This is a genomic window from Peptoniphilus pacaensis, assembly GCF_900088125.1.
GTDB classification, from domain to species: Bacteria; Bacillota; Clostridia; order Tissierellales; family Peptoniphilaceae; genus Aedoeadaptatus; species Aedoeadaptatus pacaensis.
Window position 1 is genome coordinate 1,138,023 of sequence record NZ_FLQT01000003.1, and the last position, 24,250, is coordinate 1,162,272.

Here is a 24,250-nt window from a genome sequence, read left to right on the forward strand (position 1 = left end):
GATTTTTCCTTAAATGGAAACAAAGCGCAACAGAAAAAGCCCGCCGAAGCGGGCTCTTTTTGTCGTTCTCTTCTCTCTAGAAGGGTTCAAAGTTTTGCATGTTCCACCATTCTTGTTGGTAGATGTCGTATTGTTTTTGCAGGGTTTCCACGTGGCTTTCTTCCCATTTAGCCAAGATATCGAAGAGCTTTTTGGATTCGGCGCTTTCGACTTTGTCTTTGGCTTCGGTGTAGAATTTCACGGAATCTTTTTCCATGTTCAAACCTACGGAGAAGACGGTGACGGCCAAACGAACCATGTCTTCGTCGACTTTGTCCCATTTGAAGATGCCCGGGGAGGGTACTTCTTCTTTTAAGGTTTCGGGATCGAAGTTAATGCTTCTGGAGTCGTCGATGAGCTTTTCGGAAAGGCTCTTTAAATATTCGATGTGGTCTTCTTCTTGACGCGCCAGGTCTAAGAGGGCGTCTTTCGTGGAGGAGGGAGCGAATTTGTCTGCGGACAGTTTGTAAAATTCAGCGCCTTCCACTTCGTTGAGCATGGCTTGTCTTAGGATTTCAACTTCATTTCGCATTGAGGATCTCCTTCATCTTTTCTTCGCCGAATTTCAGGGCGTCTAGGTTCATTTTCGTGACTTTTTCACCTTTTTTGCCGTAGAGCTTGTCGACGGCTTTTTCCAAAGCTTGTTGGCTGACCATATTGAGGACGGTGTTAAATGCGCCGATCATGATCATGTTCAGGACTCTGGGGTTGCCGTATTCTGCGGTGAGGTCGTTGACGGGCAGGTGGTGGGACGTGATGTCTTTTCTGCTCGTGTCTTTGTTGACCAGGGAGCTGTTAATGAAGATGTGGCCGCCCGGTGCGACGTAGGATTCGAATTTGTCCAGCGAGGGTTCGTTCATGACGATGGCTGCATCGGCGGTGGAGATGTTCGGTGCGCCGATGGGTTCGTCGGAAATGATGACGGAGCAGTTGGCGGCGCCACCGCGCATGGCGGGGCCGTAGGAGGGCAACCAGGATACGTGTTTATCGTCGAACATGCCGGCATAGGTCAGCAGTTGGCCGATGCCCATAACGCCTTGGCCGCCGAAGCCGGATACGATTACTCTGTTAGTAGCCATTATAGATCCTCCCCGTTACGCAAATTTCCCAAAGGATAGTAGGGAATCATGTTTTCTTCTAACCATTTCAATGCTTCTGTCGGCGGATATCCCCAGTTGGTGGGGCAGGCGGAAAGAACTTCGACGATGCCGTAGCCTTTGCCTTCCAATTGGATTTCGAAGCAGCGTTTGATGGCTTTTTTCGCTTTGCGAATGTTGGCCGGCGTGTTGACGGCAACCCGTTCGACGAATTTTGCGCCGTCGATGGTGGCGAGCATTTCGGCGATGCGGATGGGGCGTCCGGACCAGTCGACTTGACGGCCCAAGGGCGATGTGGTGGTCTTTTGGCCGATCAAAGTAGTCGGGGCCATTTGACCGCCGGTCATGCCGTAAATAGCGTTGTTAACGAAGATGGTGGAAATTTTTTCGCCGCGGTGGGCCGCTTGTACGACTTCGCCGGAACCGATGGATGCCAAGTCGCCGTCGCCTTGGTAGGTGAAGACGAATTTGTCCGGTGTGGAGCGTTTGATGCCGGTAGCGACGGCCGGTGCACGTCCGTGGGCAGCTTCGTACATATCGCAGTTAAAGTATTTGTATGCGAGTACGGCACAGCCGACGGGGGCGACGCCGATGGTGTTGCCGGTAAGGCCTAATTCTTCCAAGCATTCGGCCACGAGTTTGTGAATGACGCCGTGGGTACAGCCGGGGCAGTAGTGGGTAGGAACATCGGTTAATGCTTTACTTTTCGTGTAGATAAGTTTTTCCATTTTACGCCTCCAATAACTTTAATGCCACGTCTCTGAGTTCTTCAGCCGTGGGGATCATACCGCCTTGGCGTCCGTAGAATTCAACGGGAATTCTTCCGAGGACGGCGAGACGGACGTCTTCCACCATTTGCCCATGGTTCAATTCCACGTCTAAGATGACTTTGCACTTATCGTTGATTTTGTCGTAGGCCATGTCGGGGAAGGGCCACAGGGTAATGGGGCGAACGTAGCCGACTTTGTATCCTTCGGCTTTTAATAATTCGCCGGCGGATTTACAAATACGGCTGGTGGTACCGAATGCGGTAAAGACGATGTCGGCATCTTCCACGTCGACGACTTCGGCGCGTTTTTCGTTTTCGGTAATGGCTTTGTATTTTGCTATGAGTTTTTTATTGTGTGCTTCCAATTCGTCGGGCGAGAGGAAGAGGGAGTTGATGATGTGGGGTTCGCGCTTGCCTTGGGTGCCGGTGGCTGCCCAGTCGGAGCGGTCGTAGGTTTTTTCTTCGTGTTCTTTAAATTGGATGGGTTCCATCATTTGGCCCAGCATGCCGTCGCCGCACATAATGACGGGGGTGCGGTATTGATCGGCCAGGTCGAAGCCCAAGTGGATCAGGTCGACCATTTCTTGGATGGAGGCCGGTGCCAGGGTGAGGGTGCGATAGTCGCCGTTTCCGCCGCCCCGTGTGGATTGGAAATAGTCCGTTTGCGACGGTTGAATGGAGCCGAGGCCCGGACCGCCGCGCATCATGTTGATGATCATGCAGGGCAGTTCGCAAGCGGCGATGTAGCTGATGCCTTCTTGCATAAGGGAAACACCGGGGGAAGAGGAGCTGGTGGCGACGCGGGTGCCGGTGCCGGCAGAGCCGTAGATCATGTTAATTGCAGCGACTTCCGATTCGGCTTGAAGGAAAGTTCCGCCGATTTTCGGCAGTTCTCTTGCTAAGTACTCGGGAACTTCGGATTGAGGCGTAATGGGGTATCCGAAATAGGTTTTGCAACCGGCGGCGATCAATGCAGCGCCGACAGCTTCGTTACCTTTGATAAGAATTTTTTCAGACATGTGAGACTCCTTTCACTCTTCGATGCGGTAGACGCTGATGACAGAGTCGGGGCAGATGATGGCGCACGATGCACATGCGATGCAGTCATCCGGATTTTTTGCATAGGCAGGTCTGTAGCCCTTCGGATTTAATTCATCGGTTTTTAAAGCCAACACGTCCTTGGGACAGACAGAGACGCAAAGGGAGCAACCCTTGCAGTACTCTTGATCGAAAGTGACTTTTCCTTTTGCCATTGGTTTTCCTCCTTATAGCATCCATTGATCTCTGAAATACAGATCGATGGGAAGAATATACAGATCGTTCGTCCGCGCCTTGACCTCGTCGACCAAGTCCCGTTTACAAACCGTGCCCAACAGAGGCAAGCCCGTTTGATCGCTTACCGCTTCCGCCAATTTTAAACCTTCCACCACGTCGTCTGCCGTGGTGTCCTTTAAAAAGTGGGCGGTGTTAAACAAACCGGTGATTTGCGTTCCGCTGGTGGCCTGAGTGTCTTCCATAAATTTGATGACCTGCTCAGGGGTTTTGGTTTCGGGGCGATTGGAATTGATGACAAAGATCTGCTCGTAGCCCGTTTCCTCCAAAGTGGGGCGGTAGCGGGCGAGGGCGCGAGCACCGGAAGGATTGCCGCCGACATCGACGATGATCCGCCCCTTCGAGTGCAAAAGGGCCGCGTCGATGGCCGGATCTAGGGCGGGAATATCCACGGCACGAGCCTTGACGGCGGTGGAGAGGGTGTGGATCCCCTTTTGATTTAAGAGATCGTCCTTGTCTCTGATGCGGAAATAGGTATTGATAATATCTAAATCCACAATGGTCACCTCTTCGTTTTCCTCACGAAGCTGAAGGCCCAAGTTAATGGACATTTCCGTCTTACCGCTGCCGAAGTGGCCGGTAATGATGAGAATCCTGTGATGCTTCTTCCAATCCATAATTTCTTCCTTTCTTAAAGAATCGCAGCGAAAAAACGTCGACGTCATGGTTAACGTTTTCTGCTAAAGACAATATACCATATTCAAGATAAGACTGAAAGGCGTCGCCAAAATTAAGCAAATTACATCTCAATTTGCGGTTTTCGGTTTAAGATGTGACGTTTTCGGTTATTTTTATAGTAAGAATAATTTCAGGAGGGCCTTATGAGAGAAAAAGCAAATGAACGTTATCTTTTGGAAAAAAGCAAAGGCTTTAAAAAATCCATGGAAGTGGAAGAAGCCGTGCGCCGTTTTCAACGCAGGCAGTCGGAGCAAGTCTTGCCCCTGTTGGGAAAAAAGACCGCAGCCGCAGCCGCCGGCGTCTTTTTGCGCTCCCTTTCCCGTCGCCGCCGGCCCATGTATTTGGCACGGCGCGTGCAACGGGCCCGCCTGTCTTCACGGCGGCGCTTCTTCACAGGAGCGGATATTTCCCGGGCGGTGCACACCACGAGCTACCGTCTGCGTGATCTGAGGCGAGGTGAGAAGCGTGGCCGATAGGAGCAATCTTTTTCGCGGCGTCGATGAGGAGGCCCTGGATGCTTATTTACAGAAGCTGGGCGCCCGGGAAGGGGATGTGGCGGCCGGGGAGTATATATTCCGGGAAGAAGACGAGGCGAAGGGGCTTTATATTCTTTTCGAGGGCATGGTGGAAGTGGAAAAAAACGACGGATCGGGAAAGCGGCAAATGGTGAATCGTTTCGACAAGCCCGACACGGTTTTCGGGGAGGTGTATCTGTTTTTGGAAAACAGGCCCTACGACTTTGCCTGCCGCGCCGTGCAAGACAGCCGTCTGCTCTTTGTGCCGAGGGAAGCCTTTGATCCCGCAGGCGGCGCCTTGGCACAGCGCCTGGCGCAGAATATGCTTCAGGTGCTGGCGAATAAAGCCTATTTTCTCAATCAAAAGATGCTCATCCTCTCGGCGGGAAGCATCCGAAAAAAGATCGCCCGCCACTTCCTCTTTAAAAATCCCGAAGGCGAGCCGATGATGCTGATGAATCGGGAAGAGCTCGCCGATTATTTGGCCGTGCCCCGGCCCTCTCTGTCTCGCGAGCTGATGAAGATGCACCGGGAGGGCTATATCGATCTGAATGGCAGGCAGCTGTCCTTCGATCCGGAAAAATTGGAATCCCTTTTCTATTAATTTTCAACTGTGCGTAACAAAGGTTACGTACATTTTTTTTGCTCTCGTATATCCTTGAACTAAGTCAGAACAAGAATATAGAAGGAGGCAACAGATGTTTTGTTATCAATGTCAGGAAACCGCCGGCAACAAGGGCTGCACGATCAAAGGGGTTTGCGGAAAGACCAAGGACGTGGCGGATCTGCAAGATTTACTGATCTACACGACCAAGGGCCTGGCCCAAGTGGCCAATCGCAAGGGAGATTTAGGCGATAAAAAAATCGCCGTACAAGACCGCATCGCGGATAATCTCTTCACCACCATTACCAATGCGAACTTCAATGCGAAAACGGTGGAGGATTACATCGTAAAGACCTTGGACATGAAAAAGGAATTGGCAGAGGGCATGAATGATCTGCCCGCCGAAGCCGCCTTCGACGTGCGTGAAGGGCTTACGGAAGCGGCAAAGGCCGATGCTATCGGCGTCCTCGCCACGAAGGACGAGGACATTCGCTCCCTGAGAGAGCTCATTACCTACGGCTTAAAGGGCACCGCCGCCTACACGCGCCACGCCAATGTGTTGGGCTTTAGAGACGACGAGGTCCACGCCTTTATTGCCGAAGCTTTGGAAAAGATCACCGACGACAGTTTGTCTGTGGACGAGCTCGTGGCCCTCACTTTAAAGACCGGGGAGCACGGCGTCAAGGCCATGGCCCTTTTAGATGAAGCCAACACGACGAAATTCGGCCATCCGGAAATGACGGAAGTGTCCCTCGAGCCGCGAAACAATCCCGGGATTTTAATTTCCGGCCACGACCTGAAGGACATGGAAGAGCTCCTCGAGCAAACAGCCGGCACCGGCGTGGACGTCTACACCCACTCGGAAATGCTTCCCGCCAATTACTATCCCGCATTTAAGAAATACGATCACTTCGTGGGCAATTACGGCGGCAGCTGGTGGCATCAAAAAGAAGAATTCGCCTCTTTCAACGGCCCCATCCTGATGACCACCAATTGCATCGTGCCCCCGAAAGATGACAGCTATCTGGACCGCCTCTACACCACCGGCGTGGCAAGCTATCCGGGCGCGAAATTCATCGAAGAAGACGAAAGGGGCCACAAAGATTTTTCCGCCCTTATCGAACAGGCCAAGGGCTGCGAGGCGCCGGAAAAAATCGAAGAAGGCACCCTCGTCGGCGGCTTCGCCCACAATCAAGTCTTTGCTCTGGCGGATAAGGTCGTGGATGCGGTGAAGAGCGGCGCCATTAAAAAATTCGTGGTCATGGGCGGCTGCGACGGACGGCAAAGTGACCGCAATTATTACGAAGAATTTGCCAAAGCCCTGCCCGACGACACGGTGATTTTAACGGCGGGTTGTGCCAAGTATCGCTACAACAAACTGCACATGGGCGACATCGGCGGCATTCCCCGGGTCTTGGACGCCGGCCAATGCAACGACTCCTACTCCCTAGCCGTCATCGCCATGAAGCTGCAGGAAATTTTCGGCTTAAACGATATCAACGAGCTGCCCATCGTCTACAACATCGCCTGGTACGAACAAAAGGCCGTCATCGTCCTCTTGGCCCTTCTGTCCCTGGGCGTGAAAAATATTCACCTGGGCCCCACCCTTCCCGCCTTCTTAAGCGACAATGTGGTAAAGGTGCTGGTGGAAAACTTCAACATCGCTCCCAACGGCACCGTGGAAGAAGACATTCAAAACTTAATTTTGGCATAAAAAAGGCGCGGGAGACCGCGTCTTTTGTCGTTGATTTTAAAATGGGGGGGGTATAATAATCCTGTAAACGATTTTTAGAAAGGAGATTGAAATTGAAGAAACTCTTACTTATTTTGCTCGCCCTGTGCTTTATTCCCACCTTGGCCTTTGCCAACGCTCCGGATGACGACGACGAATACCCCATCGACGTCTACATTAAGGGCGTGCAAGCCTCCATGTTCGACGGCTTTACCGGCGTGGAAGTGAAGAACGACCGCATCAGCCTGCCTGTGCGCGTGGTCACCGAAGGCCTGGGCGGCAAAGTGGACTGGAACGCAGAGAAGCGCCAAGTCACTTTGACGAAAGGCGACAAGAATGTGGTCATGACCATCGGCAAGAAAGCCTACACGGTCAACGGCGCGAAAAAGGCCATGGACACCGTGCCCCGTATTTCCAAAGACCGCACCTATCTTCCCATGCGCTTCGTTTCGGAAGCCCTGGGCGTGAAGGTTCAATGGGACGAAAAAAATCGGGTAGCCCTTTTCGGCGACATGGAAATCGGCAAAGAAGCGAAAGGCGAAAAAGTTCAGGTCTATAAAAACGTCACCGTCACCATTCCCGAAGACAAGAAAGACATGTTCCTGTATAAAGAAGAAAAAATGGATAGCGGCTTTTTGAGAAAGAGCCTGTACGAAAAGAAAAACCACGCCGCCGACGAAGCCATTGGCTGGTTGGGCTGCTTCGACATCGCCGACAAACCGGAAGGCGACATTCCCTCTTACGTCGTGGGGCGGATCGGAAACAAGTACCTGATCTTTATCTGCGCCTCCGACGTGCAAACCAGTTTGGAAAACAAGGAATTACAAAAGGCCTACAATGACGCGCGGAAAGAATTGCCGGAAATTCTGTCCACGGTTCAAATTACGAAATAAGCCCATTAGAAAAGACGACGTCTGTTGTGACGCCGTCTTTTTTCGTGGAGATAAGGTTTTATGCCGCGGCTTTTTTCTGTTCACGCCGGTGTTGCTCCGAAAGGATCAGGCCGGAAGCGACGGCGATGAGAAGGATGCCGACGATTTCGTTTTTGTAAATGGTGTCGCCGAGAAAGAGGGCGGCCATGATGGGGGAGAGGACGGGCTTGACGAAAAAGACCAGGGAGGACACGGCTACGGGATTGGTTTCCACAGCGAAGAGGTGGCTGGCGAAGCCCAGCCCCGTGACGAAGACGGAGATGTAGAGCAGGATCAGAATGTTGTCCGCCTGAATCCCATGAAGAATGGGGATGTTGGCAAAGACGTCGAGGCCGGCGGCTTTTAAGGCGCCTGAGACGGGGGCCGTGCGGGAAATTAAGATCAGGACGAATAGTTCCGCCACGCCGAAGAGGAAGGAGCGGGAGGTAATGGTGGCCGCCTTAAAGGGGGCGTCTTTGTAGAGGATTTTTCCCACCAGGGCGTAGAAGGAAAAGGACAGGGCGGAGATCAGGACGATGACGACGCCGGGAAGGGAGCCCTGAAAGTGCAGGGGGTTGATGAGGACGATAAAGCCCACGAAGGCCAGGCACACGGCGAAAAGCATGGGCCGATTCATTTTTTCTTCCGTAAAGAAGTGGGCCAGAAGCATGGAGAAAAAGGTGTTGGCGCAAAAGAGCACCCCGGCCACGTGGGCGTCCAGGAAGGAGACGGACAAGGTGTAGAAGGTCATGGAGACGACGATGCACAGAAAGCCCGTGAAGGCGAAGTGGAGATAGTCCTTCTTCGCCAAGGTATATGTAAGTTTGGACAGCTCCCGCCGACTGATGGGATAGAGCAAAAGCCCCGCCACGAGGAAGCGGATAAAGTTCAGTTGAACGGGATTAAATGCGCCGCCGGTAAATTTAATGGCGACTTCCATGGACGAAAACAGAAATGCAGCTGCGAAGACGTATAAGTAATTCATCATGTCACCTCCCGTTTATTCTATCAAAAAATGAATGGAGCGGCGGGGGGCGGGGGGGGAAAATTTCAATGGAGCGATGAAAATTTTTGTGAAAGATTAAAAATCACAGGCGTTTTCGGCGAGGGCCTTTTCCACCGCCGCCGAAAGGGCGTGGTAAACCGCGTCCTCCGATTGAGAGGCGTCGACGGTGGCGTCGCAAGTAATGCGGAAATGCTCCCGCGTGAAGCGGCCCTCGTCCTTTCGCTTCAGGAGGCGGGCATGGCGAGTGGACTCGTCTAAGCGCAGGCCGATGACGAAGGCGCCCATGGCTTTTAATTCCCGCGCCCCCTTGTCGTCCAGGATCACCAGGGCGTGGCGGTCCTTGCTTCGAATGACGGAAAGCAGATCCGCCTTGGGAATGCCGTAGCGGGCGCCGTGAATGGAGGTGGGGGCCAGGAGATCGCCTTTTTTCAATTTCTCGTCGTAGGTATCATCGTCGAGGAAATAATAGTCCTTCCCGTGGACTTCGCCCATGCGAGGGGCGCGGGTGGTAGCGGTAATGATTTTTTCAAACTGTTTTTCCCGAGCTAAGTGAGCGGCCTGAGTGGTTTTTCCCGATCCGGAAGGACCTTGGAGGACGAAGAGCATCATTTTTCCTTTCTTTTTCTATTGCTTATCGCATTGAGAGGCAGTTTCTGATATGATAAAGCAGATGGATTTTTATGGTGACGGCGGTAAGAAATTTCTCCGCCGGGTATCATTTAAACAGATTACATTGGACTACAAGGAGGATACAATGACTATTCGTGTAGGCGTTAACGGGTTTGGCCGCATCGGCCGCGACGTAATTCGCGGCATTTGCTTGAGAGGCGACTTGCCCTTTGAGTTGGTGCAATTAAATGCCAGCGGTGACTGGGAGCTCATGGCTCACCTGTTCCGCCACGACACCATTTATCGCGCTTATCCCGGAACCGTGAAGGTCACGGACAAGGGCTTTAATATTGACGGCAAGGACATCGTTATTTCCGACGAACGGGATCCCGAAAACATTCCCTGGGAAGAAAACAAGGTGGACATCGTCATCGACACCACCGGTGCTTTTAAGGACCGCGACGGCGCGGAAAAACACTTTAAGGCCGGTGCAAAGAAGGTCATCGTTTCGGCGCCGACCAAGGGCGAAGACATTACCATCGTCATGGGTGTCAACGACGATCTTTACGACAACGACAAACACCACTTCCTGTCCAACGCATCCTGCACCACGAACTGCATGGCGCCGGTGACAAAGATTATACTCGATACCTTCGGCATTGAAAAGGGCATGATGACCACGGTTCACGCCTATACCAATGACCAAAAGATTCACGACACGAAGCACAAAAAAGACTGGCGCAGAGCCCGTGCAGCGGCGGAAAACATCATTCCCACATCTACCGGCGCCGCCAAGGCCGTGGCCCAAGTCTTGCCGGAACTGGCAGGCAAGCTGGACGGCCATGCTCTTCGCGTGCCCGTACCCACGGGTTCCATTACGGATATGGTTTTCGAACTGAAAAAACCCGCCACCGTGGAAGAAATTAACGCCGCCGTGAAAAAAGCCGCCGAAGGTCCCATGAAGGGCGTTTTGGAATACACGGAAGAGCCCATCGTCTCCTCCGACATTATCGCCAACGATCACGCGTCGATTTTCGATGCTTCCCTGACCTTGGCGCACGGCAATTTCGTGAAGCTGTTTGCATGGTACGACAATGAATGGGGTTATAGCCAAAGAGTCATCGACCTGGCAAAATTAGTTGCAGAGAAGATGTAATAGAAGTCGAGCTCTTTAGGGGCTCGATTTTTTTGGAGGAATTATGAACTTAAAAGATATGGACGTTCAAGGCAAGCGCGTGTTGGTGCGGGTGGATTTTAACGTGCCCGTGAAAGACGGCAAGGTCACCGACGTGACCCGCATCGAAGCGGCCAAGCCCACCATCGATTATTTGCTGGAGAAAGGCGCATCGGTGATCTTAATGAGCCACCGTGGCCGCCCCAAGGGCAGCTACGACGAAGCTTTTTCCATGGAGCCGGTGCGGGAGGCGGCGGAAAAAGTGTTGAATCACAAGATCGCCCCCATGTTTTCCGGTGCGGTCGTGGACGACAATGTGCGCCGCATGGTCCGGGAGATGGAACCCGGCGACATGGGTCTTTTGGAAAACCTGCGCTTCAGAAATGAAGAAAAGAAAAACGACGACGGTTTTGCGGCGGATCTCGCATCCCTCGCCGAGTGCTACGTCAACGACGCATTCGGCACCGCCCACCGCGCCCACGCATCCAATGTGGGCATCGTGAAGCATTTACCTTCGGCCCTGGGCTTTTTAATGGGCAAGGAAGTGCAAGTGCTTTCCGATTTAATTAAGAAACCCGAGCGGCCCTTTATGGCCATCTTAGGCGGGGCAAAGGTCAGCGACAAAATTTCCGTCATCGACAATTTAATGAATGTGGTAGACGGCATCTTTATCGTCGGCGCCATGGCCAACACCTTTTTGTTGGCCAAGGGCTACGACATGGGCGCTTCTTTGGTGGAAGCCGACGAAGTGGATCACGCCAAGGAACTCATGGTCAAGGCCGAATCAAAGGGCGTGGCCCTGCATCTGCCCGTGGACTTGGTGGTCGCCAAGGGTATCGACCAACCGAAGACGGCACGCACCACATCTCTCGACGGAATTAAAGCGGACGAAATGGCTCTGGACATCGGCGAAGAGACGGTGAAGGCCTACGCCGAGGGCTTGAAGGATGCCAAGTCCGTGGTTTGGAACGGACCGGCCGGCGTCTTTGAAACGGCGCCCTTCGACAAGGGAACCGTAGCTCTGGCAAAAATTTTGGGAGATTTAGATGCGGAAGTGGTCATCGGCGGCGGCGATTCCGCGGCGGCCATTAAGCAGGCCGGGTTGGAAGATAAGATGAGCCACATTTCCTCCGGCGGCGGCGCCAGCTTGGAATTTCTGGAAGGAAAAATCCTTCCCGCCATCGCCGTCATGGAAGAGGTGTAAGATGAGACGACTGTTAATTGCGGGCAACTGGAAAATGAATACCACCGTGGCCGAAGGGGAAGCTTTGGCAAAGGCCCTTCACGACGTGGATGCAGCGAAGGTGGACGTCCTCGTGGCTCCGCCCTTTACCCATTTGGATCGGGTGGGCCGCATCTTTGCAGATACCGATGTTTTTCTCGGGGCACAAAATGTGTCCGAAGACAACTACGGCGCCCACACCGGGGAAGTGGCGGCGGAAATGCTTGAGGATCTTTCCGTCGACTACGTCATCGTGGGCCACAGCGAATGTCGCGGCCGCGGCGAAGATGATAAGACCGTGGCGAAGAAAGCCTCCCGCGCCATGGAAGCGGGCCTTCTGCCCATTATCTGCTTCGGCGAAAGCGAAGCGGTTTACGGCTCCGGCGAACGCGTGGATTTTTTAAAGCAACAAGTGAAGGCTTCCCTCGAAGGCATTGAGGATTTGGATAAAATCACCTTGGCCTACGAGCCCATTTGGGCCATCGGCACGGGAAAGACCGCCGATGCCGCCGATGCCGATTCGGTCATCGGCGAGGTGAGGGTCTCCTTGGATCCTGCGATTCAAGACAAGGTGCGGATTCTCTACGGCGGAAGCGTGAAGTCTTCCAATGTGGCGGGCTTCGTGTCCAAGGAAAACATCGACGGCGTCCTCGTCGGCGGCGCCAGCCTAAAGGCCGAGGAGTTTAAGGCCATCGTGCGGGAGGCATCCTATGCCTAAGCCATTGCTTTTGGCCATATTAGACGGGCTGGGTCTCGCCGAGGCGGGACCGAACAACGCCTTTTACATGGCAAAGACGCCCTGCCTCGACCGCCTCATGGAACTGGGCTACGGCGTGCTTCAGGCATCCGGCGAAGCCGTGGGGCTGCCCGAGGGACAAATGGGCAATTCCGAAGTGGGCCATACGAACATCGGCGCCGGCCGCATCGTCTATCAGGAGCTCACCCGCATTACGAAAGATGCGAAAGACGGCACCCTGGCGAAAAACGCAGTCCTGCAGGAAGCTTTTGACAAGGCCGAGGGCTCGGCCCTCCACTTGGTGGGCCTGGTCTCCGACGGCGGCGTCCACTCCCACAGAGATCACCTTTACGCCTTGGTTCAGCTGGCCAAGGCCAGGGGCGTGGAAAAAATTTACATCCACGCCATTTTAGACGGAAGAGACGTGGCGCCCACGGCGGGCCGTGAAGAGATTCAAAAGCTTCAGGCCAAGCTCGATGAATGGGGCGCAGGCGAAGTGGTGAGCATCGTGGGTCGCTACTACGCCATGGACAGGGACAACCGCTGGGAGCGGGTGGAAAAGGCCTACGACCTCTTTACGGGGGGCGTGGGCAGAGCCTATACCGATCCCGACGAGGTTTTCGCCCTGTCTTACGGAGCGGACAATACCGACGAATTTTTCGAGCCCTCTTATCTCGAGAGAGATGGCAAGGCCGTGGGCCGCATGAAAGACGGGGACGTGTTCCTCTTCTACAATTTCCGCCCCGACCGAGCGCGGGAGATCGTGCGCACATTTGCCGATCCCGCCTTCGATCATTTCGAGCGAAAAATTTATCCCCATATGCACGTGGTCACCATGATTGACTACGACGACACCATTCCCAACACCCACATCATCTATCCCAAGGAAGAGATTAAAGACACCTTCGGCGAAATTATTTCCCGCCGCGGCCTCAAGCAGCTGCGCATCGCCGAGACGGAAAAATACGCCCACGTCACTTTCTTTTTCAACGGGGGCAGGGAAACGCCCTTCGAGGAAGAGTACCGGATTTTGGTGCCCTCGCCGAAGGTGGCCACCTACGATTTGGAGCCGGCCATGCGGGCGGAGCTCGTGGGCAGACATTTGATCAATGCCATTGAAAAAGAGCTGGCGGATGTGTATATTGTAAATTATGCCAATCCCGACATGGTCGGCCACACCGGGAATTTAGAGGCCGCAATCGAGGCGGTAGAGACCGTGGATAAGTCCTTGGCATCGGTGCTGGCGGCCCTTTCGAAAAAGGGCGGCCGGGCGCTGATTACGGCGGATCACGGCAATTGCGACGTGATGAAGGACGAGGAGGGAAGTCCCGTCACCTCCCACACCACCAATCCCGTCTTCCTCATTCCCGTGGGCTTTGAGAGAGAACTCGAAGACGGCGTTCTCGCCGATATCGCCCCCACCATGTTAGACGTATTAGCAATCGAACAACCCGAGGCCATGACCGGCCGCAGTTTATGGAAATAAGGAGCAATTATGAGCAGCATTATTGAAGTTTATGGTCGCGAGGTCTTAGACAGCCGCGGCAATCCCACGGTGGAAGTGGAAGTCTATACGGCGGCCGGCGGTTTCGGCCGGGCCATCGTCCCCTCCGGGGCAAGCACCGGCGCCTACGAAGCCGTGGAATTGCGCGACGGCGGCAGCCGCTACTTAGGAAAAGGCGTGGAAGATGCCGTGGTTCATGTCAACGAAATCATCGCCCCGGAAATTCTCGACTACGACGTCTTGGATCAGCTGGGCATCGACGAGGCTCTTCTGGAGCTGGACGGCACGGAAAATAAGTCGAAGCTCGGCGCCAATGCCATCTTAGGCGTATCCCTCGCCGCGGCCAAGGCCGCCGCTGACGAGCAGGGCCTGCCTCTGTATCAATACATCGGCGGCGTCGGCGCGCGCACCTTGCCCGTGCCCATGATGAATATTTTAAACGGCGGGGAACACGCCGATAACAATGTGGACATTCAAGAGTTTATGATTATGCCCGTAGGCGCGGAAAGCTTTAAAGAAGGCCTGCGCATGGGCGCCGAAGTGTACCACCACCTGAAAAAGGTCATTAAGTCCAAGGGCCTTTCCACCGGCGTCGGCGACGAAGGCGGCTTCGCTCCCGACTTAAAGAGCAACGAGGAAGCCTTGGAACTCATCGTGGAAGCGGTGAAAGAAGCGGGTCTCACGCCCGGGGAAGACATCGTCTTTGCACTGGATGTGGCCGCATCGGAAATGTACGACGCTGACAAAAACATTTACGTTTTAAAGGGCGAAGGTAAGGAATACTCGGCGGAAGACATGGTGGCTTGGTACGAAGACTTGGCCGCTCGCTTCCCCATTAAGAGCATCGAAGACGGCCTGGACGAAGACGACTGGGAAGGCTGGAAGATGCTTACCGACCGCTTAGGCGACAAGCTTCAGTTGGTGGGCGACGATTTATTCGTCACCAATGTGAAGCGCCTGAAGAGAGGCATCGAAGAGGGCGTGGGCAATTCCATTTTGATCAAGCTGAATCAAATCGGCAGCCTGAGCGAAACCATCGATACCGTGAACATGGCCCACAGAGCGTCTATGACGGCGGTGATCAGCCACCGCAGCGGCGAAACGGAAGATGCCACCATCGCCGATTTGGCCGTGGCATTGAACACGGGACAAATTAAAACCGGCGCGCCGGCGAGAACCGACCGCGTCGCCAAGTACAATCAACTCCTTCGCATCGAAGATGAATTGGGCGATCTCGCCCGCTACGAGGGAAAAGATCTGTTTAGATAAGAGGACATTATGATTTTATATTTAATGCGACACGGCAAGGCGGAAGACATGGCTTCTCGCGACGAAGAGCGCGCCTTAACCCAAGAGGGGATCTTCCAGGCGGAAGACACGGCGGAAGCTTTTCTGAGACGGGAATGGCCCCTGCCTCAAAAAATCATCGCTTCGGGATATAAGCGCGCCGCGCAAACGGCAGAAGTCATGGCGGAAAAATTAGGCGTACACGACGTGAAAATCGTCAGCTACAAAGACGCCACCCGCTGGCGCAATATGAAGACCTATATTACCGACGAGCCCATTTTATTTATCGCCCATCAACCTTCTTTGGGTTACACCATCGAAGAGATTACCGGCGAGGTGGTGGCGGTGCGCAAGGCGAGCCTCCACAAGATCGAATACGATCCCATCGTGGACAAAGGTGTCTACGTGGACAAAATAGAAAGGGTAAGATCGTGAATTACGCCCACACCTGTATTCGCGTGAAGGATTTGGAAGCCTCCATCGCCTTCTACGAAAAGGCTCTGGGCTACAAGGTGACTCGGGAAAAAGATCACTCCGCCGACGGCTTTAAGCTGGTGTATTTGGCTCTGGAAGGGGACAAGGCGGAGCTGGAGCTCACCTACAATATCGGTCACGGCGCTTATAACATCGGCGACGGCTACGGCCACGTGGCCGTAGAAAGCGACGACTTGGAGGCGGATCACGCCCGCATGAAGGCGGAAGGTTTTAACGTCACCGATCTCATGGGCCTGCCCGGCGAAGCGCCCCGCTACTTTTTCGTCACGGATCCCGACGGTTACAAGACCGAAGTCATTCGTCGGGGGATTTAAAACAAAAGCTGTAAACCATAGGTTGCGAGCCGCGTAAATATGGTACAATAAGAACGCCAGGAGTTTGTCTCTAGGCGTTCTATTTGTATGCAAAGGATCCAATCCTATAAATAAATCAGCAGATGTAAGGGGAGAATTTTTTTGGAAAAAATCGTCGTGGAAAAAAGCCCGGCCCTCAAGGGTCGCGTGCGCATCAGCGGAGCGAAAAATGCGGCTCTGCCTATATTAGCGGCCTGTCTTTTGGGAACGGAAGATATTTATTTGGAAGAAGTGCCCGAGCTTCAAGACGTACACATTATGTGCCAGGTGCTTCAAGCCCTGGGCAGCGAAGTGGAAGTCCTGGGCAAGGGCAAGCTGAAGATCAATTCAGCGGGCCTGTCGGAATACAAGACGCCTTTTGAATTAATGAATAAAATGCGGGCATCCTTTCTCGTCATGGGACCCTTACTCGCCCGCCTGGGCAAGACGGAAAACTCCCTTCCCGGGGGCTGTTCCATCGGCGCCAGACCCATCGACTACCACTTAAAGGGCTTCCGCGCATTAGGTGCGGAGATTCAAGAAGACATCGGAAATATTACGGCTTCCTGCGACAAGCTTGTAGGGGATAAGATTTATCTCGACTTCCCCTCCGTCGGCGCCACGGAAAATATTATGATGGCGGCGGTGCTTGCCGAAGGAGAGACGGTCATCGACAATGCGGCCAAGGAGCCGGAGATCGTGGATCTGTCCAATTTCCTCAGAAAGCTCGGCGCCAAGGTTACCGGCGCCGGCACATCCACCATTCGCATCGTCGGCGTGGAGCGCTTAGGCGGCGCCCGCCACGCCATTATTCCCGACCGCATCGAAGCGGGGACCTTTATGGTGGCGGCGGCCATTACCGGCGGCGACGTCTTGGTGGAAAATGTCATTACCAATCACATTAAGCCGGTGATCGCCAAGCTGAAAGAATCCGGCGTGGAAATTATCGAAGAGGGAGAAAACGTCCGGGTTATCGGCCGGGCCATTCCAGAGGCCATCGATATTAAGACCTTGCCCTATCCGGGCTTTCCCACGGATATGCAGGCTCAGTTTATGGCCTATATGACCCAGTGCAAAGGCAGCAATGTGGCCATCGAGACGGTGTTTGAAAACCGCTTTATGCACGTGGACGAATTTGAAAAAATGGGGGCCGACATTAAGATCGACGGCAGAAGTGCCGTGGTCATCGGGCCCAAGCACTTAAAGGGCGCCCATGTTCACGCCAGCGACCTGCGTGCCGGCGCCGCCCTGATCCTCGTGGGCCTCGTGGCGGAAGGAAAGACCCATATCCACGACATCTACCACATCGATCGCGGCTACGAAGACATCGAAGAAAAATTCAGAAATTTAGGCGCCGTCATCTCCCGCGTGGAAAGCGAAGAGGCGTAATGGCGATTCGGTGATTTCAAGCCGTTTCCTTCGGGTATACTCTATTCTAACGAGCACAGTACGAAGAAACCCAAAATGAAAGGGAAGTGATCGCATATGAAGAAGAAATTTGTGGCAGTGGTCCTGGCCATGACCATGTTGCTCACGGCCTGCGGCGGCGGAGAAAAAGCCGACGCCAAGGATAAGGACACCTTGGTCATCGCCCAAGCATCCGATGCCGAGTCCATGGATCCGACCATTCAAAACAGTATTTACGCCGAAAATATAATTAAGCAAATCTACGATCCCCTGGTGGTTCGTAAGCCCGACGGCACCATGGAAAACCGCCTGGCGGAATCCATCGAGCAGCCCGACGACGTGAGTTACGTCATCAAGCTGAAGGAGGGCGTGAAGTTTTCCAACGGCGAAGACTTTACCTCGGAAGACGTGGCCTATACCTTAAACCGCGTGGCTCAATCCGACGCTTACGGCTATATCTTCGGACAAATCGATCCCAACAGCTACGACACCTCGGATCCCCACGTGATTAAATTTAAACTGAAGGCACCGGATGCCACCTTTACGGCGGCACTGGCTCACCCGGCAGCATCCATGGTGGACAAGACCACCACGGAAAAAGATCCGGAAGCCTTGGGCACCAATCCCGTGGGCACCGGCCCCTTTAAGCTGGACGAATGGAAGAAGCTGGACAACACGGCTTTGAGCTTTAACGAAAATTACTGGGGCGAAAAGCCCGCCTTTACGAAAATGGTCTTCCGCATTATTCCGGAAGATGCCAACCGCGTCATCGAATTGGACAGCGGTCAGGCGGACATCGCCATGGAAGTTGCGCCTAACGACGCCTCCAAGGTGGAATCCAACGAGGATTTAACCCTCTACACGAAGCTGGACAACTCCGTTCACTTTATCGGTCTCACCGTGGACAAGGGCATTTTCCAAAATCCCAAGGCCAGAGAAGCCATGACTTACGCTTTGGACATGCAGGCCATTATCGACGCCGTCTACATGGGCCACGGCAAGATCGCCACGGGACCCGTGAACCCGAACATTCCCTTCTCCATTTCCGATTCCGTCAAGCCCGAAAAGCGCGACATGGAAAAGGCCAAGGCTCTCTTAAAAGAAGCCGGGGTCAAGGAAGGGGAAACCATCAATCTCTACGTTCACGACCAACAAGACCGGAAGGACATGGCCACGATTATTCAATCGCAATTGGCCGAAGTGGGCTTAAACGTCAAGATCAACGCCATGGAATGGAACGCCTATATGTCCGCATTGGGCAAGCCCGACCACGAACACGATATGTTTATTATGAGCTGGTCGCCTTCCATCGTGGATCCCCACTATCCGCTCTACGCCACCTACGCCACGGATAAGAAGGGCGTGGGCCCGAACTTTATGTTCTACGGCAATCCCGAGCTCGACGCTTTAATCGAAAAGGGCCTCCGAGCATCGGAAGAAGAACGGGCGGCTATTTACAAAGAGGCACAAGAGCTGGTCATCAAGGAACATCCGGCCATCTTCGCTCTCTACGGCGAGCAAATTATCGGCACGCAAAAGTATATTAAAAACTTCGAGCCCGACCCCTGTGGCAGCAACGAGTTTTACCACATTACGTTTGAATAAACCACGACGATAAAGGCTCCTTCGGGAGTCTTTATTACATAAGGTGTATGGAAAGAGGAGCGCATGAGCAAATTTATTCTTCGACGACTCTTACTCATGGTGCCCACCATGTTGGGCGTCAGTTTCATTATCTTCGGGCTCCTGTACCTGACCCCCGGCGACGCGGCGGTGGCGAAATTAGGGCAACAGGCGCCGCCCGAGGCCATCGAGGCTTACCGGGAAAAACTGGGCCTGAACGATCCCTTTATCGTGCAATACGGCCGCTACATGAAGGGCGCCCTCCACGGCGATTTGGGCAAGAGCTATATTTCCGGCGCCGACGTGGGGGACACGCTGAAGGAATACTTTCCCGCCACGGTGAAGCTCACCCTCTTTTCCCTGGCCGTAGCCGTCATCTTCGGTATTATCTTCGGCGTCTTAAGCGCCGTGTATAAATACAGCTGGATCGATAAGATATCCATGTTCTTCGGCATGATCGGTTTGTCCATGCCCATCTTCTGGTCGGGGATGTTGTTTATCCTCTTGTTTTCCGTGAAGCTGGGCTGGCTCCCCTCCTCGGGGCTGCGCTCCTTTAAGCACTTGATCTTGCCGGGCTTCGCCTTGGGCTTTCAGTCCATGGCGGTGATTATGCGGCAAACCCGCTCATCCATGCTGGAGGTTTTAAGCAAGGACTACATTCGCACGGCCCGCTCCAAGGGGCTGAAGGAGGGCTACATCCTCTTCGTTCACGCCTTGAAAAACGCCATGATTCCCGTACTCACCAGCGCCGGTCTTCTCACCGGCTCTTTAATCGGCGGCAGCGTCCTGACGGAAACCATCTTCTCCATTCCCGGCATCGGCCGCCACATGGTGCAAAGTATTTCCGCCATGGACTATCCCATGATCCTGGGGGCGGTGCTCTTGATCTCTCTTTCCTACTGCGTGCTCAATCTCATCGTGGACATTCTCTACGGCTTTTTGGATCCCCGCGTGCGCAGCCAATACCAATAAGGAGGCCCTATGATTTCAAAACAATCTCGTTTCTATGACCTCCTTCGCCTGTTTAAGAAAAACAAAATGGCGGTACTGGGCTTCGCCATTATTGCCGTCATGATTATCGTGGCAATTTTTGCGCCCCTTATCGCCACGCAAGTGCCCTCGGAGCAAAATTTGGCCATGCGCTTTCAATCTCCCTCCGGCGAGCATTTTTTCGGCACGGATAATTTCGGCCGGGATATTTTTTCCAATGTGGTTTACGGGGCGCGGATCTCTCTTTTCATCGGCTTCCTCGCCACCATCCTTTCCGTGATCTTCGGCACCATCATCGGCGCCGTGGCGGGCTTTTTCGGCGGCGGCGTGGACAATGCGCTGATGCGCCTCGTGGATATTATCCTCTCCATACCGTCCTTGATCTTGGCCATCGCCATTTCCGCGGTCTTGGGCACGGGGATTCGCAATTTGATTTTGGCCGTATCCCTTTCCGGGATCACCAACTACGCCCGCATCGTGCGGGCCAGCGTCCTATCCGTAAAGGAGCAGGAGTATGTGGAAGCGGCAAAGATCGGCGGCGCATCCAACTTCCGTCTGATCTTTCGCCACATTCTGCCCAACTGCCTGGGCCCCATTATCGTCCAAGCCACATTAGGCGTGGGCACATCCATTTTGCAGGCGGCGAGCCTGAGCTTTATCGGTCTCGGCGTGCAACCGCCGACGCCGGAATGGGGCGGCATGCTCTCCCAAGGCAGAAGCTACATTCAAGACTATCCGCACATGACCATCTTCCCGGGTCTCGCCATCGCCCTGACGATTTTTTCATTAAATCTTTTCGGCGACGGGTTGAGAGACGCCCTGGATGCAACGCAAAGGGGTTAATATGTCGAAGCTAATTGAATTTAACGGCCTGCATACCACCTTTTACACCGACGCCGGCCCGGTCCATGCCGTCAACGGCGTGAATTTTTCCATCGAGGAAGGCTCCACCACCGCCGTGGTGGGGGAAAGCGGCAGCGGAAAAAGCGTCACGGCCCTGTCCCTTATGGGCCTTTTGCCCAAGCCTTACGGAAAAATCGACGAGGGCGACATCCTCTATAAGGGCGAAAGTATTTTAAACATGGAAAAAGAAGAGCGGCGCATGCTTCGCAGTCGAGACCTGGCCATGATCTTTCAAGAGCCCATGACCAGTTTGAACCCGGCGCTGAAGATCGGCTTCCAAATCGAGGAGGTCTACCGCCGCATCATGGGCCTTTCCAAGGCCGAGGCGAAGAAGAAGGCCGTGGAAATGCTTGAGATGGTGGAGATTAAGGATGCGGCAAACAAAGCCCGCGCCTATCCCCACGAGCTCTCCGGCGGCCAGCGCCAGCGGGTGATGATCGCCATGGCATTGGCCTCTTCCCCTAAGCTTTTAATCGCCGACGAGCCCACCACGGCACTGGACGTGACCATTCAAAAAGAAGTGCTGGAGCTTATGGAAAACCTGCAGCGGGAAATGGGCACGGCCATTATGCTCATCACCCACGACCTCGGCGTGGTGGCCCAAATGGCCGACGATGTGGTGGTTATGTACGGCGGCAGGGTTATGGAAAAATCCGACGTGTGCACGATTTTCGACCGCCCCCTGCACCCCTACACCATGGGGCTTTTGCGGGCGCGGCCCACACTGGAAAACCGCGGCGAAAAACTCTACAATATTCCCGGCAATGTGCCGCCGCCGTCGGAAATGGAAGGGCACTGCCCCTTTTATTCCCGCTGCGACAAGCGCATGGCTATTTGCGGCAAAGAAGTGCCGGAGCTGAGGGAACATCGACCGGGTCAATGCGTCGCCTGTTTCCTCTACGAAGGGGAGGCGTGCTGTGGCTGATCTGTTGACATTAAATCACGTAGTAAAAAAATTTCCCGTGGGGAAAAAATCCCTCTTTTCGAAAGAGGGAAAGATGTTCACCGCCGTGGACGACGTGTCCTTTACTTTAGGCGAAAAGGAAACCCTGGGCATCGTCGGCGAAAGCGGCAGCGGCAAATCCACTTTGGCCCGCTGCATCTTGGGCCTCTATCCCGATGCTGAGGGTGAAATCCTCTACAAGGGCCGGGACGTGTTAAAGGCCGACGATAAAGAGCTGAAGGTCATTCGCCGGGACGTGCAGATGATTTTTCAGGATCCCTACAGCTCTCTGAACCCCCAAATGACCGCCGAGGAAATCGTCATGGAGCCCCTGGTGAATTTAGGGGGCGAGAACATTCGCGAGAAGGCTCGCGAGACCTTGAGCCTCTGCGGTTTGTCCAAGACCCACTTCGGTCGCTATCCCCACGAATTTTCCGGGGGCCAGCGGCAGCGCATCGGCGTGGCTCGCGCCCTGGTGGTGGAGCCTACCTTGATTTTGGCCGACGAGCCCACCTCGGCACTGGACGTGTCCATTCAGGCCCAGATCATCAATCTCTTGGAAGAGCTGCAAGAGGAGCGAAACCTGAGTTATCTCTTCATCTCCCACGACATCGCCGTGGAGGAACATATTTCCGATCGCATCGGCGTCATGTACCGTGGCAAGCTGGTGGAGATCAACGACCGGGACAGCATTATGGAAAATCCCCGAGACGATTACACGAAGAAGCTCCTCTCGGCGGTGCCGCCATTGGATCCTCACTGCAAATAAATGAATGCACCGACTTGTCGAAAAACTGTTTCGGCGAGGCTCGGTGCATTTTTGTTATAATAATAAAAAAGGAGGGGCCTATTGAAGAAGCTATCGAGAAAAAAAGCCGCCCTGTGGATTCTCCTGATTATGTGGTTGATTCCCACGGTCTACAGCCTCGCGACAAAAAATCCCGAGGGAACCAACGTGGCGGGCGAGTTCGCGCCGGCGGAGGCGGAATTTATTTACGACCTGAGCTATGTAAAGGACGGGGAAAAAATCCACGAGCAGAAGATTTTCGATCGGGAGATGGACATCATTCGCGATGCGAAGGAATTTCTCATGGTGGACTTCTTTCTCTTTAACGCCACCTACGATAAGGACGTGGGCTGTCTCAAACAGGTGGCGGACATGACGGATCTCTTAATCGAAAAGAAGAGAGAAAATCCCGCCATGCCCATTCTCTTCGTTACGGATCCCATCAATAATTTTTACGGCGCCTACGAGGAGGCCAATATAAAAAGATTGAGAGACGCCGGCATCGAAGTGGTGGTCACGGACTTAAACCGCATGAGGGATTCCAACCCCCTGTTCTCCGGCATTTACCGCGCCTACATTCAGTGGTTGGGCACGTCGGGGAACGGCCGCATCAGAAACTTTTTTGCCAAAGAGGGCGAGAAGGTGACGGTGCGCTCCGTGCTGAAGCTCCTTAATTTCAAGGGCAATCACCGCAAAGTGGTGGTGTCGGAGAATGAAGCCATGGTGGCATCGGCCAATCCCCACGACCCCAGCGCCTATCACTCCAATGTGGCCGCGGTTTTTCGCGGCAAGGCCATGGAGGATTTGATCCGCTCGGAAAGCATCTTCTTTAAAGAGCTTCCTCCGTCGGTAAAGGCCTTCAAGTCTCCCGATGTGGACTCCACGGATCGGCTGAAGGTCATCACCGAGGGAAAGATCTACGACGCCTTATCCGAGAACATCAACAAGAGCGAGAAGGGCGATCAGATTCACATCGGCATCTTCTACCTGTCGGAGTTTCGCATTTTAAAGGATCTGGAGGCGTCGGCCAATCGGGGCGTAGATATAAAAATCGTCGCCGACTTAAACAAAGACGCCTTCGGTCTGGAGAAAAACGGCGCCCCCAATCGGCCGGCACTGAGCGAGCTGAAGGAAAAGACACCGAGCATACAGATCCGCTGGTACAACACACAGGGCGAGCAATTCCACACGAAGATGGCTTATTTCGATTTCAAGGATCGGAAGCCTCTCGCGATTTTAGGTAGCGGCAATTTCACCCGCAGAAATTTAGACAACTATAATTTGGAAACGGACGTGGCCATGGAGATGGAGAGAAATTCCCCGACCCACGTGGCCGTGGAAAATTACTTCCGTCGCATTTGGGCCAACGAAGACGGGGAGTACACCTTGCCCTTTGAAGAATATAAAGACGAGCGAGTGCTCATTCGCCCCCTATGGAAATTCCAGGAAGTCACGGGCCTTTGCACTTGGTAAAAAGTTGGAGGCAATAAAAAATCGGAGACAAAACTGTAGAGTGACCCCATAAAGTTGGACTTAATCGAGTAAGCATTTCGCT

26 protein-coding genes are annotated in these 24,250 nt (G+C 53.8%); 18 read left to right on the plus strand and 8 right to left on the minus strand.

All coding sequences use genetic code 11. From position 1 onward, the window contains the following. Nucleotides 1–76: 76 nt before the first annotated feature. The 6 genes from BN7444_RS05375 to BN7444_RS05400 are packed head-to-tail and all read right to left on the minus strand — an operon-like array spanning nt 77 to nt 3,854. On the minus strand, nt 77–571 hold the full coding sequence (locus BN7444_RS05375) for a ferritin-like domain-containing protein (protein ID WP_068456786.1): 495 nt from the start codon (nt 569–571) through the stop codon (nt 77–79). Further along, a complete protein-coding gene (locus BN7444_RS05380) occupies nt 561–1,118 on the minus strand; it encodes a 2-oxoacid:acceptor oxidoreductase family protein (protein ID WP_068456789.1) in 558 nt (185 codons plus the stop codon). The genes BN7444_RS05375 and BN7444_RS05380 overlap by 11 nt, the downstream gene beginning before the upstream one ends. Continuing rightward, complete coding sequence (locus tag BN7444_RS05385) at nt 1,118–1,864, minus strand: thiamine pyrophosphate-dependent enzyme (protein ID WP_068456792.1); 747 nt, start codon at nt 1,862–1,864, stop codon at nt 1,118–1,120. The genes BN7444_RS05380 and BN7444_RS05385 overlap by 1 nt, the downstream gene beginning before the upstream one ends. Nucleotide 1,865: 1 nt before the next feature. After that, nucleotides 1,866–2,924 (minus strand): 3-methyl-2-oxobutanoate dehydrogenase subunit VorB, encoded by a 1,059-nt coding sequence (locus BN7444_RS05390; protein WP_068456795.1) that lies wholly within the window; start codon nt 2,922–2,924, stop codon nt 1,866–1,868. A gap of 12 nt (nt 2,925–2,936) precedes the next feature. Further along, the gene (locus tag BN7444_RS05395; RefSeq protein WP_068456797.1) at nt 2,937–3,158 is read right to left on the minus strand and encodes a 4Fe-4S dicluster domain-containing protein; all 222 of its coding nucleotides are present in this window, start codon (nt 3,156–3,158) and stop codon (nt 2,937–2,939) included. 12 nt (nt 3,159–3,170) lie between these two features. After that, the gene (locus tag BN7444_RS05400; protein WP_068456799.1) at nt 3,171–3,854 is read right to left on the minus strand and encodes a hypothetical protein; all 684 of its coding nucleotides are present in this window, start codon (nt 3,852–3,854) and stop codon (nt 3,171–3,173) included. Nucleotides 3,855–4,058: 204 nt separating this feature from the next. Here BN7444_RS05400 and BN7444_RS05405 point away from each other — a divergent pair, with 204 nt between their 5' ends. The 4 genes from BN7444_RS05405 (at nt 4,059) to BN7444_RS05420 (ending at nt 7,659) form a co-directional block, all read left to right on the plus strand. Continuing rightward, nucleotides 4,059–4,391, plus strand: a complete 333-nt coding sequence (locus tag BN7444_RS05405; protein WP_068456802.1) for a hypothetical protein — start codon at nt 4,059–4,061, stop codon at nt 4,389–4,391. Beyond that, nucleotides 4,381–5,034, plus strand: coding sequence for a Crp/Fnr family transcriptional regulator (locus BN7444_RS05410; protein ID WP_068456805.1), 654 nt, complete (start codon nt 4,381–4,383; stop codon nt 5,032–5,034). Before BN7444_RS05405 ends, BN7444_RS05410 begins: the two co-directional genes overlap by 11 nt. Before the next feature lie 94 nt (nt 5,035–5,128). Then, nucleotides 5,129–6,748 carry a hydroxylamine reductase gene (gene hcp, locus BN7444_RS05415; protein WP_068456808.1) on the plus strand — a complete coding sequence of 540 codons (1,620 nt, stop codon included), beginning with the start codon at nt 5,129–5,131 and terminating at the stop codon, nt 6,746–6,748. Nucleotides 6,749–6,840: 92 nt separating this feature from the next. Beyond that, on the plus strand, nt 6,841–7,659 hold the full coding sequence (locus tag BN7444_RS05420) for a copper amine oxidase N-terminal domain-containing protein (RefSeq protein WP_068456811.1): 819 nt from the start codon (nt 6,841–6,843) through the stop codon (nt 7,657–7,659). A 58-nt stretch (nt 7,660–7,717) separates the two neighbouring features. Here the strand turns inward: BN7444_RS05420 and BN7444_RS05425 are convergent, their stop codons facing one another. Beyond that, nucleotides 7,718–8,665 (minus strand): DMT family transporter, encoded by a 948-nt coding sequence (locus BN7444_RS05425; protein WP_245654197.1) that lies wholly within the window; start codon nt 8,663–8,665, stop codon nt 7,718–7,720. A gap of 93 nt (nt 8,666–8,758) precedes the next feature. Then, nucleotides 8,759–9,292, minus strand: coding sequence for a nucleoside/nucleotide kinase family protein (locus BN7444_RS05430; protein ID WP_082941286.1), 534 nt, complete (start codon nt 9,290–9,292; stop codon nt 8,759–8,761). 145 nt (nt 9,293–9,437) lie between these two features. Between BN7444_RS05430 and gap the strand changes: the two genes are divergently transcribed. From gap to BN7444_RS05500, 14 genes are all read left to right on the plus strand, one after another. Beyond that, nucleotides 9,438–10,448 (plus strand): type I glyceraldehyde-3-phosphate dehydrogenase, encoded by a 1,011-nt coding sequence (gap, locus tag BN7444_RS05435; protein ID WP_068456817.1) that lies wholly within the window; start codon nt 9,438–9,440, stop codon nt 10,446–10,448. A gap of 43 nt (nt 10,449–10,491) precedes the next feature. Continuing rightward, entirely contained in the window at nt 10,492–11,670 is a 1,179-nt protein-coding gene (locus BN7444_RS05440; protein WP_068456820.1) for a phosphoglycerate kinase, read from the plus strand. Between the two features lies 1 nt (nt 11,671). After that, on the plus strand, nt 11,672–12,406 hold the full coding sequence (gene tpiA, locus BN7444_RS05445; protein WP_068456824.1) for a triose-phosphate isomerase: 735 nt from the start codon (nt 11,672–11,674) through the stop codon (nt 12,404–12,406). Next, nucleotides 12,399–13,910 carry a 2,3-bisphosphoglycerate-independent phosphoglycerate mutase gene (gene gpmI / locus BN7444_RS05450; RefSeq protein ID WP_068456827.1) on the plus strand — a complete coding sequence of 504 codons (1,512 nt, stop codon included), beginning with the start codon at nt 12,399–12,401 and terminating at the stop codon, nt 13,908–13,910. Before tpiA ends, gpmI begins: the two co-directional genes overlap by 8 nt. 9 nt (nt 13,911–13,919) lie before the next feature. Then, nucleotides 13,920–15,197, plus strand: a complete 1,278-nt coding sequence (eno, locus tag BN7444_RS05455) for a phosphopyruvate hydratase (protein ID WP_068456831.1) — start codon at nt 13,920–13,922, stop codon at nt 15,195–15,197. 9 nt (nt 15,198–15,206) lie between these two features. Then, on the plus strand, nt 15,207–15,650 hold the full coding sequence (locus BN7444_RS05460) for a SixA phosphatase family protein (RefSeq protein WP_068456834.1): 444 nt from the start codon (nt 15,207–15,209) through the stop codon (nt 15,648–15,650). Further along, nucleotides 15,647–16,024, plus strand: a complete 378-nt coding sequence (gloA, locus tag BN7444_RS05465) for a lactoylglutathione lyase (RefSeq protein ID WP_068456837.1) — start codon at nt 15,647–15,649, stop codon at nt 16,022–16,024. The genes BN7444_RS05460 and gloA overlap by 4 nt, the downstream gene beginning before the upstream one ends. 141 nt (nt 16,025–16,165) lie before the next feature. After that, nucleotides 16,166–17,431, plus strand: coding sequence for a UDP-N-acetylglucosamine 1-carboxyvinyltransferase (gene murA, locus BN7444_RS05470; RefSeq protein WP_068456840.1), 1,266 nt, complete (start codon nt 16,166–16,168; stop codon nt 17,429–17,431). A 96-nt stretch (nt 17,432–17,527) separates the two neighbouring features. Then, nucleotides 17,528–19,054, plus strand: a complete 1,527-nt coding sequence (locus BN7444_RS05475; protein WP_068456842.1) for an ABC transporter substrate-binding protein — start codon at nt 17,528–17,530, stop codon at nt 19,052–19,054. A gap of 63 nt (nt 19,055–19,117) precedes the next feature. Continuing rightward, nucleotides 19,118–20,044, plus strand: a complete 927-nt coding sequence (locus BN7444_RS05480; protein WP_068456846.1) for an ABC transporter permease — start codon at nt 19,118–19,120, stop codon at nt 20,042–20,044. Nucleotides 20,045–20,053: 9 nt separating this feature from the next. Then, entirely contained in the window at nt 20,054–20,905 is an 852-nt protein-coding gene (gene nikC / locus BN7444_RS05485) for a nickel transporter permease (RefSeq protein ID WP_068456850.1), read from the plus strand. Between the two features lies 1 nt (nt 20,906). Further along, a complete protein-coding gene (locus tag BN7444_RS05490) occupies nt 20,907–21,890 on the plus strand; it encodes an ABC transporter ATP-binding protein (protein WP_068456854.1) in 984 nt (327 codons plus the stop codon). After that, nucleotides 21,883–22,677 (plus strand): ATP-binding cassette domain-containing protein, encoded by a 795-nt coding sequence (locus tag BN7444_RS05495; RefSeq protein WP_068456857.1) that lies wholly within the window; start codon nt 21,883–21,885, stop codon nt 22,675–22,677. Before BN7444_RS05490 ends, BN7444_RS05495 begins: the two co-directional genes overlap by 8 nt. An 81-nt stretch (nt 22,678–22,758) precedes the next feature. Beyond that, entirely contained in the window at nt 22,759–24,168 is a 1,410-nt protein-coding gene (locus BN7444_RS05500) for a phospholipase D family protein (protein ID WP_245654198.1), read from the plus strand. Nucleotides 24,169–24,250 lie beyond the last annotated feature (82 nt).

Excerpts from the sequence above, each read along its gene's own strand:
- tpiA (WP_068456824.1), top strand. The coding sequence starts at position 11,672 with ATGAGACGACTGTTAATTGCGGGCAACTGGAAAATGAATACCACCGTG.
- gpmI (WP_068456827.1), top strand. The coding sequence starts at position 12,399 with ATGCCTAAGCCATTGCTTTTGGCCATATTAGACGGGCTGGGTCTCGCC.
- BN7444_RS05490 (WP_068456854.1), top strand. The coding sequence starts at position 20,907 with ATGTCGAAGCTAATTGAATTTAACGGCCTGCATACCACCTTTTACACC.
- BN7444_RS05400 (WP_068456799.1), bottom strand. The coding sequence starts at position 3,854 with ATGGATTGGAAGAAGCATCACAGGATTCTCATCATTACCGGCCACTTC.
- BN7444_RS05460 (WP_068456834.1), top strand. The coding sequence starts at position 15,207 with ATGATTTTATATTTAATGCGACACGGCAAGGCGGAAGACATGGCTTCT.
- BN7444_RS05395 (WP_068456797.1), bottom strand. The coding sequence starts at position 3,158 with ATGGCAAAAGGAAAAGTCACTTTCGATCAAGAGTACTGCAAGGGTTGC.
- BN7444_RS05385 (WP_068456792.1), bottom strand. The coding sequence starts at position 1,864 with ATGGAAAAACTTATCTACACGAAAAGTAAAGCATTAACCGATGTTCCT.
- BN7444_RS05405 (WP_068456802.1), top strand. The coding sequence starts at position 4,059 with ATGAGAGAAAAAGCAAATGAACGTTATCTTTTGGAAAAAAGCAAAGGC.
- gap (WP_068456817.1), top strand. The coding sequence starts at position 9,438 with ATGACTATTCGTGTAGGCGTTAACGGGTTTGGCCGCATCGGCCGCGAC.
- nikC (WP_068456850.1), top strand. The coding sequence starts at position 20,054 with ATGATTTCAAAACAATCTCGTTTCTATGACCTCCTTCGCCTGTTTAAG.
- BN7444_RS05390 (WP_068456795.1), bottom strand. The coding sequence starts at position 2,924 with ATGTCTGAAAAAATTCTTATCAAAGGTAACGAAGCTGTCGGCGCTGCA.
- BN7444_RS05375 (WP_068456786.1), bottom strand. The coding sequence starts at position 571 with ATGCGAAATGAAGTTGAAATCCTAAGACAAGCCATGCTCAACGAAGTG.
- BN7444_RS05475 (WP_068456842.1), top strand. The coding sequence starts at position 17,528 with ATGAAGAAGAAATTTGTGGCAGTGGTCCTGGCCATGACCATGTTGCTC.
- BN7444_RS05440 (WP_068456820.1), top strand. The coding sequence starts at position 10,492 with ATGAACTTAAAAGATATGGACGTTCAAGGCAAGCGCGTGTTGGTGCGG.
- BN7444_RS05480 (WP_068456846.1), top strand. The coding sequence starts at position 19,118 with ATGAGCAAATTTATTCTTCGACGACTCTTACTCATGGTGCCCACCATG.
- hcp (WP_068456808.1), top strand. The coding sequence starts at position 5,129 with ATGTTTTGTTATCAATGTCAGGAAACCGCCGGCAACAAGGGCTGCACG.
- BN7444_RS05430 (WP_082941286.1), bottom strand. The coding sequence starts at position 9,292 with ATGATGCTCTTCGTCCTCCAAGGTCCTTCCGGATCGGGAAAAACCACT.
- BN7444_RS05380 (WP_068456789.1), bottom strand. The coding sequence starts at position 1,118 with ATGGCTACTAACAGAGTAATCGTATCCGGCTTCGGCGGCCAAGGCGTT.
- BN7444_RS05425 (WP_245654197.1), bottom strand. The coding sequence starts at position 8,665 with ATGATGAATTACTTATACGTCTTCGCAGCTGCATTTCTGTTTTCGTCC.
- eno (WP_068456831.1), top strand. The coding sequence starts at position 13,920 with ATGAGCAGCATTATTGAAGTTTATGGTCGCGAGGTCTTAGACAGCCGC.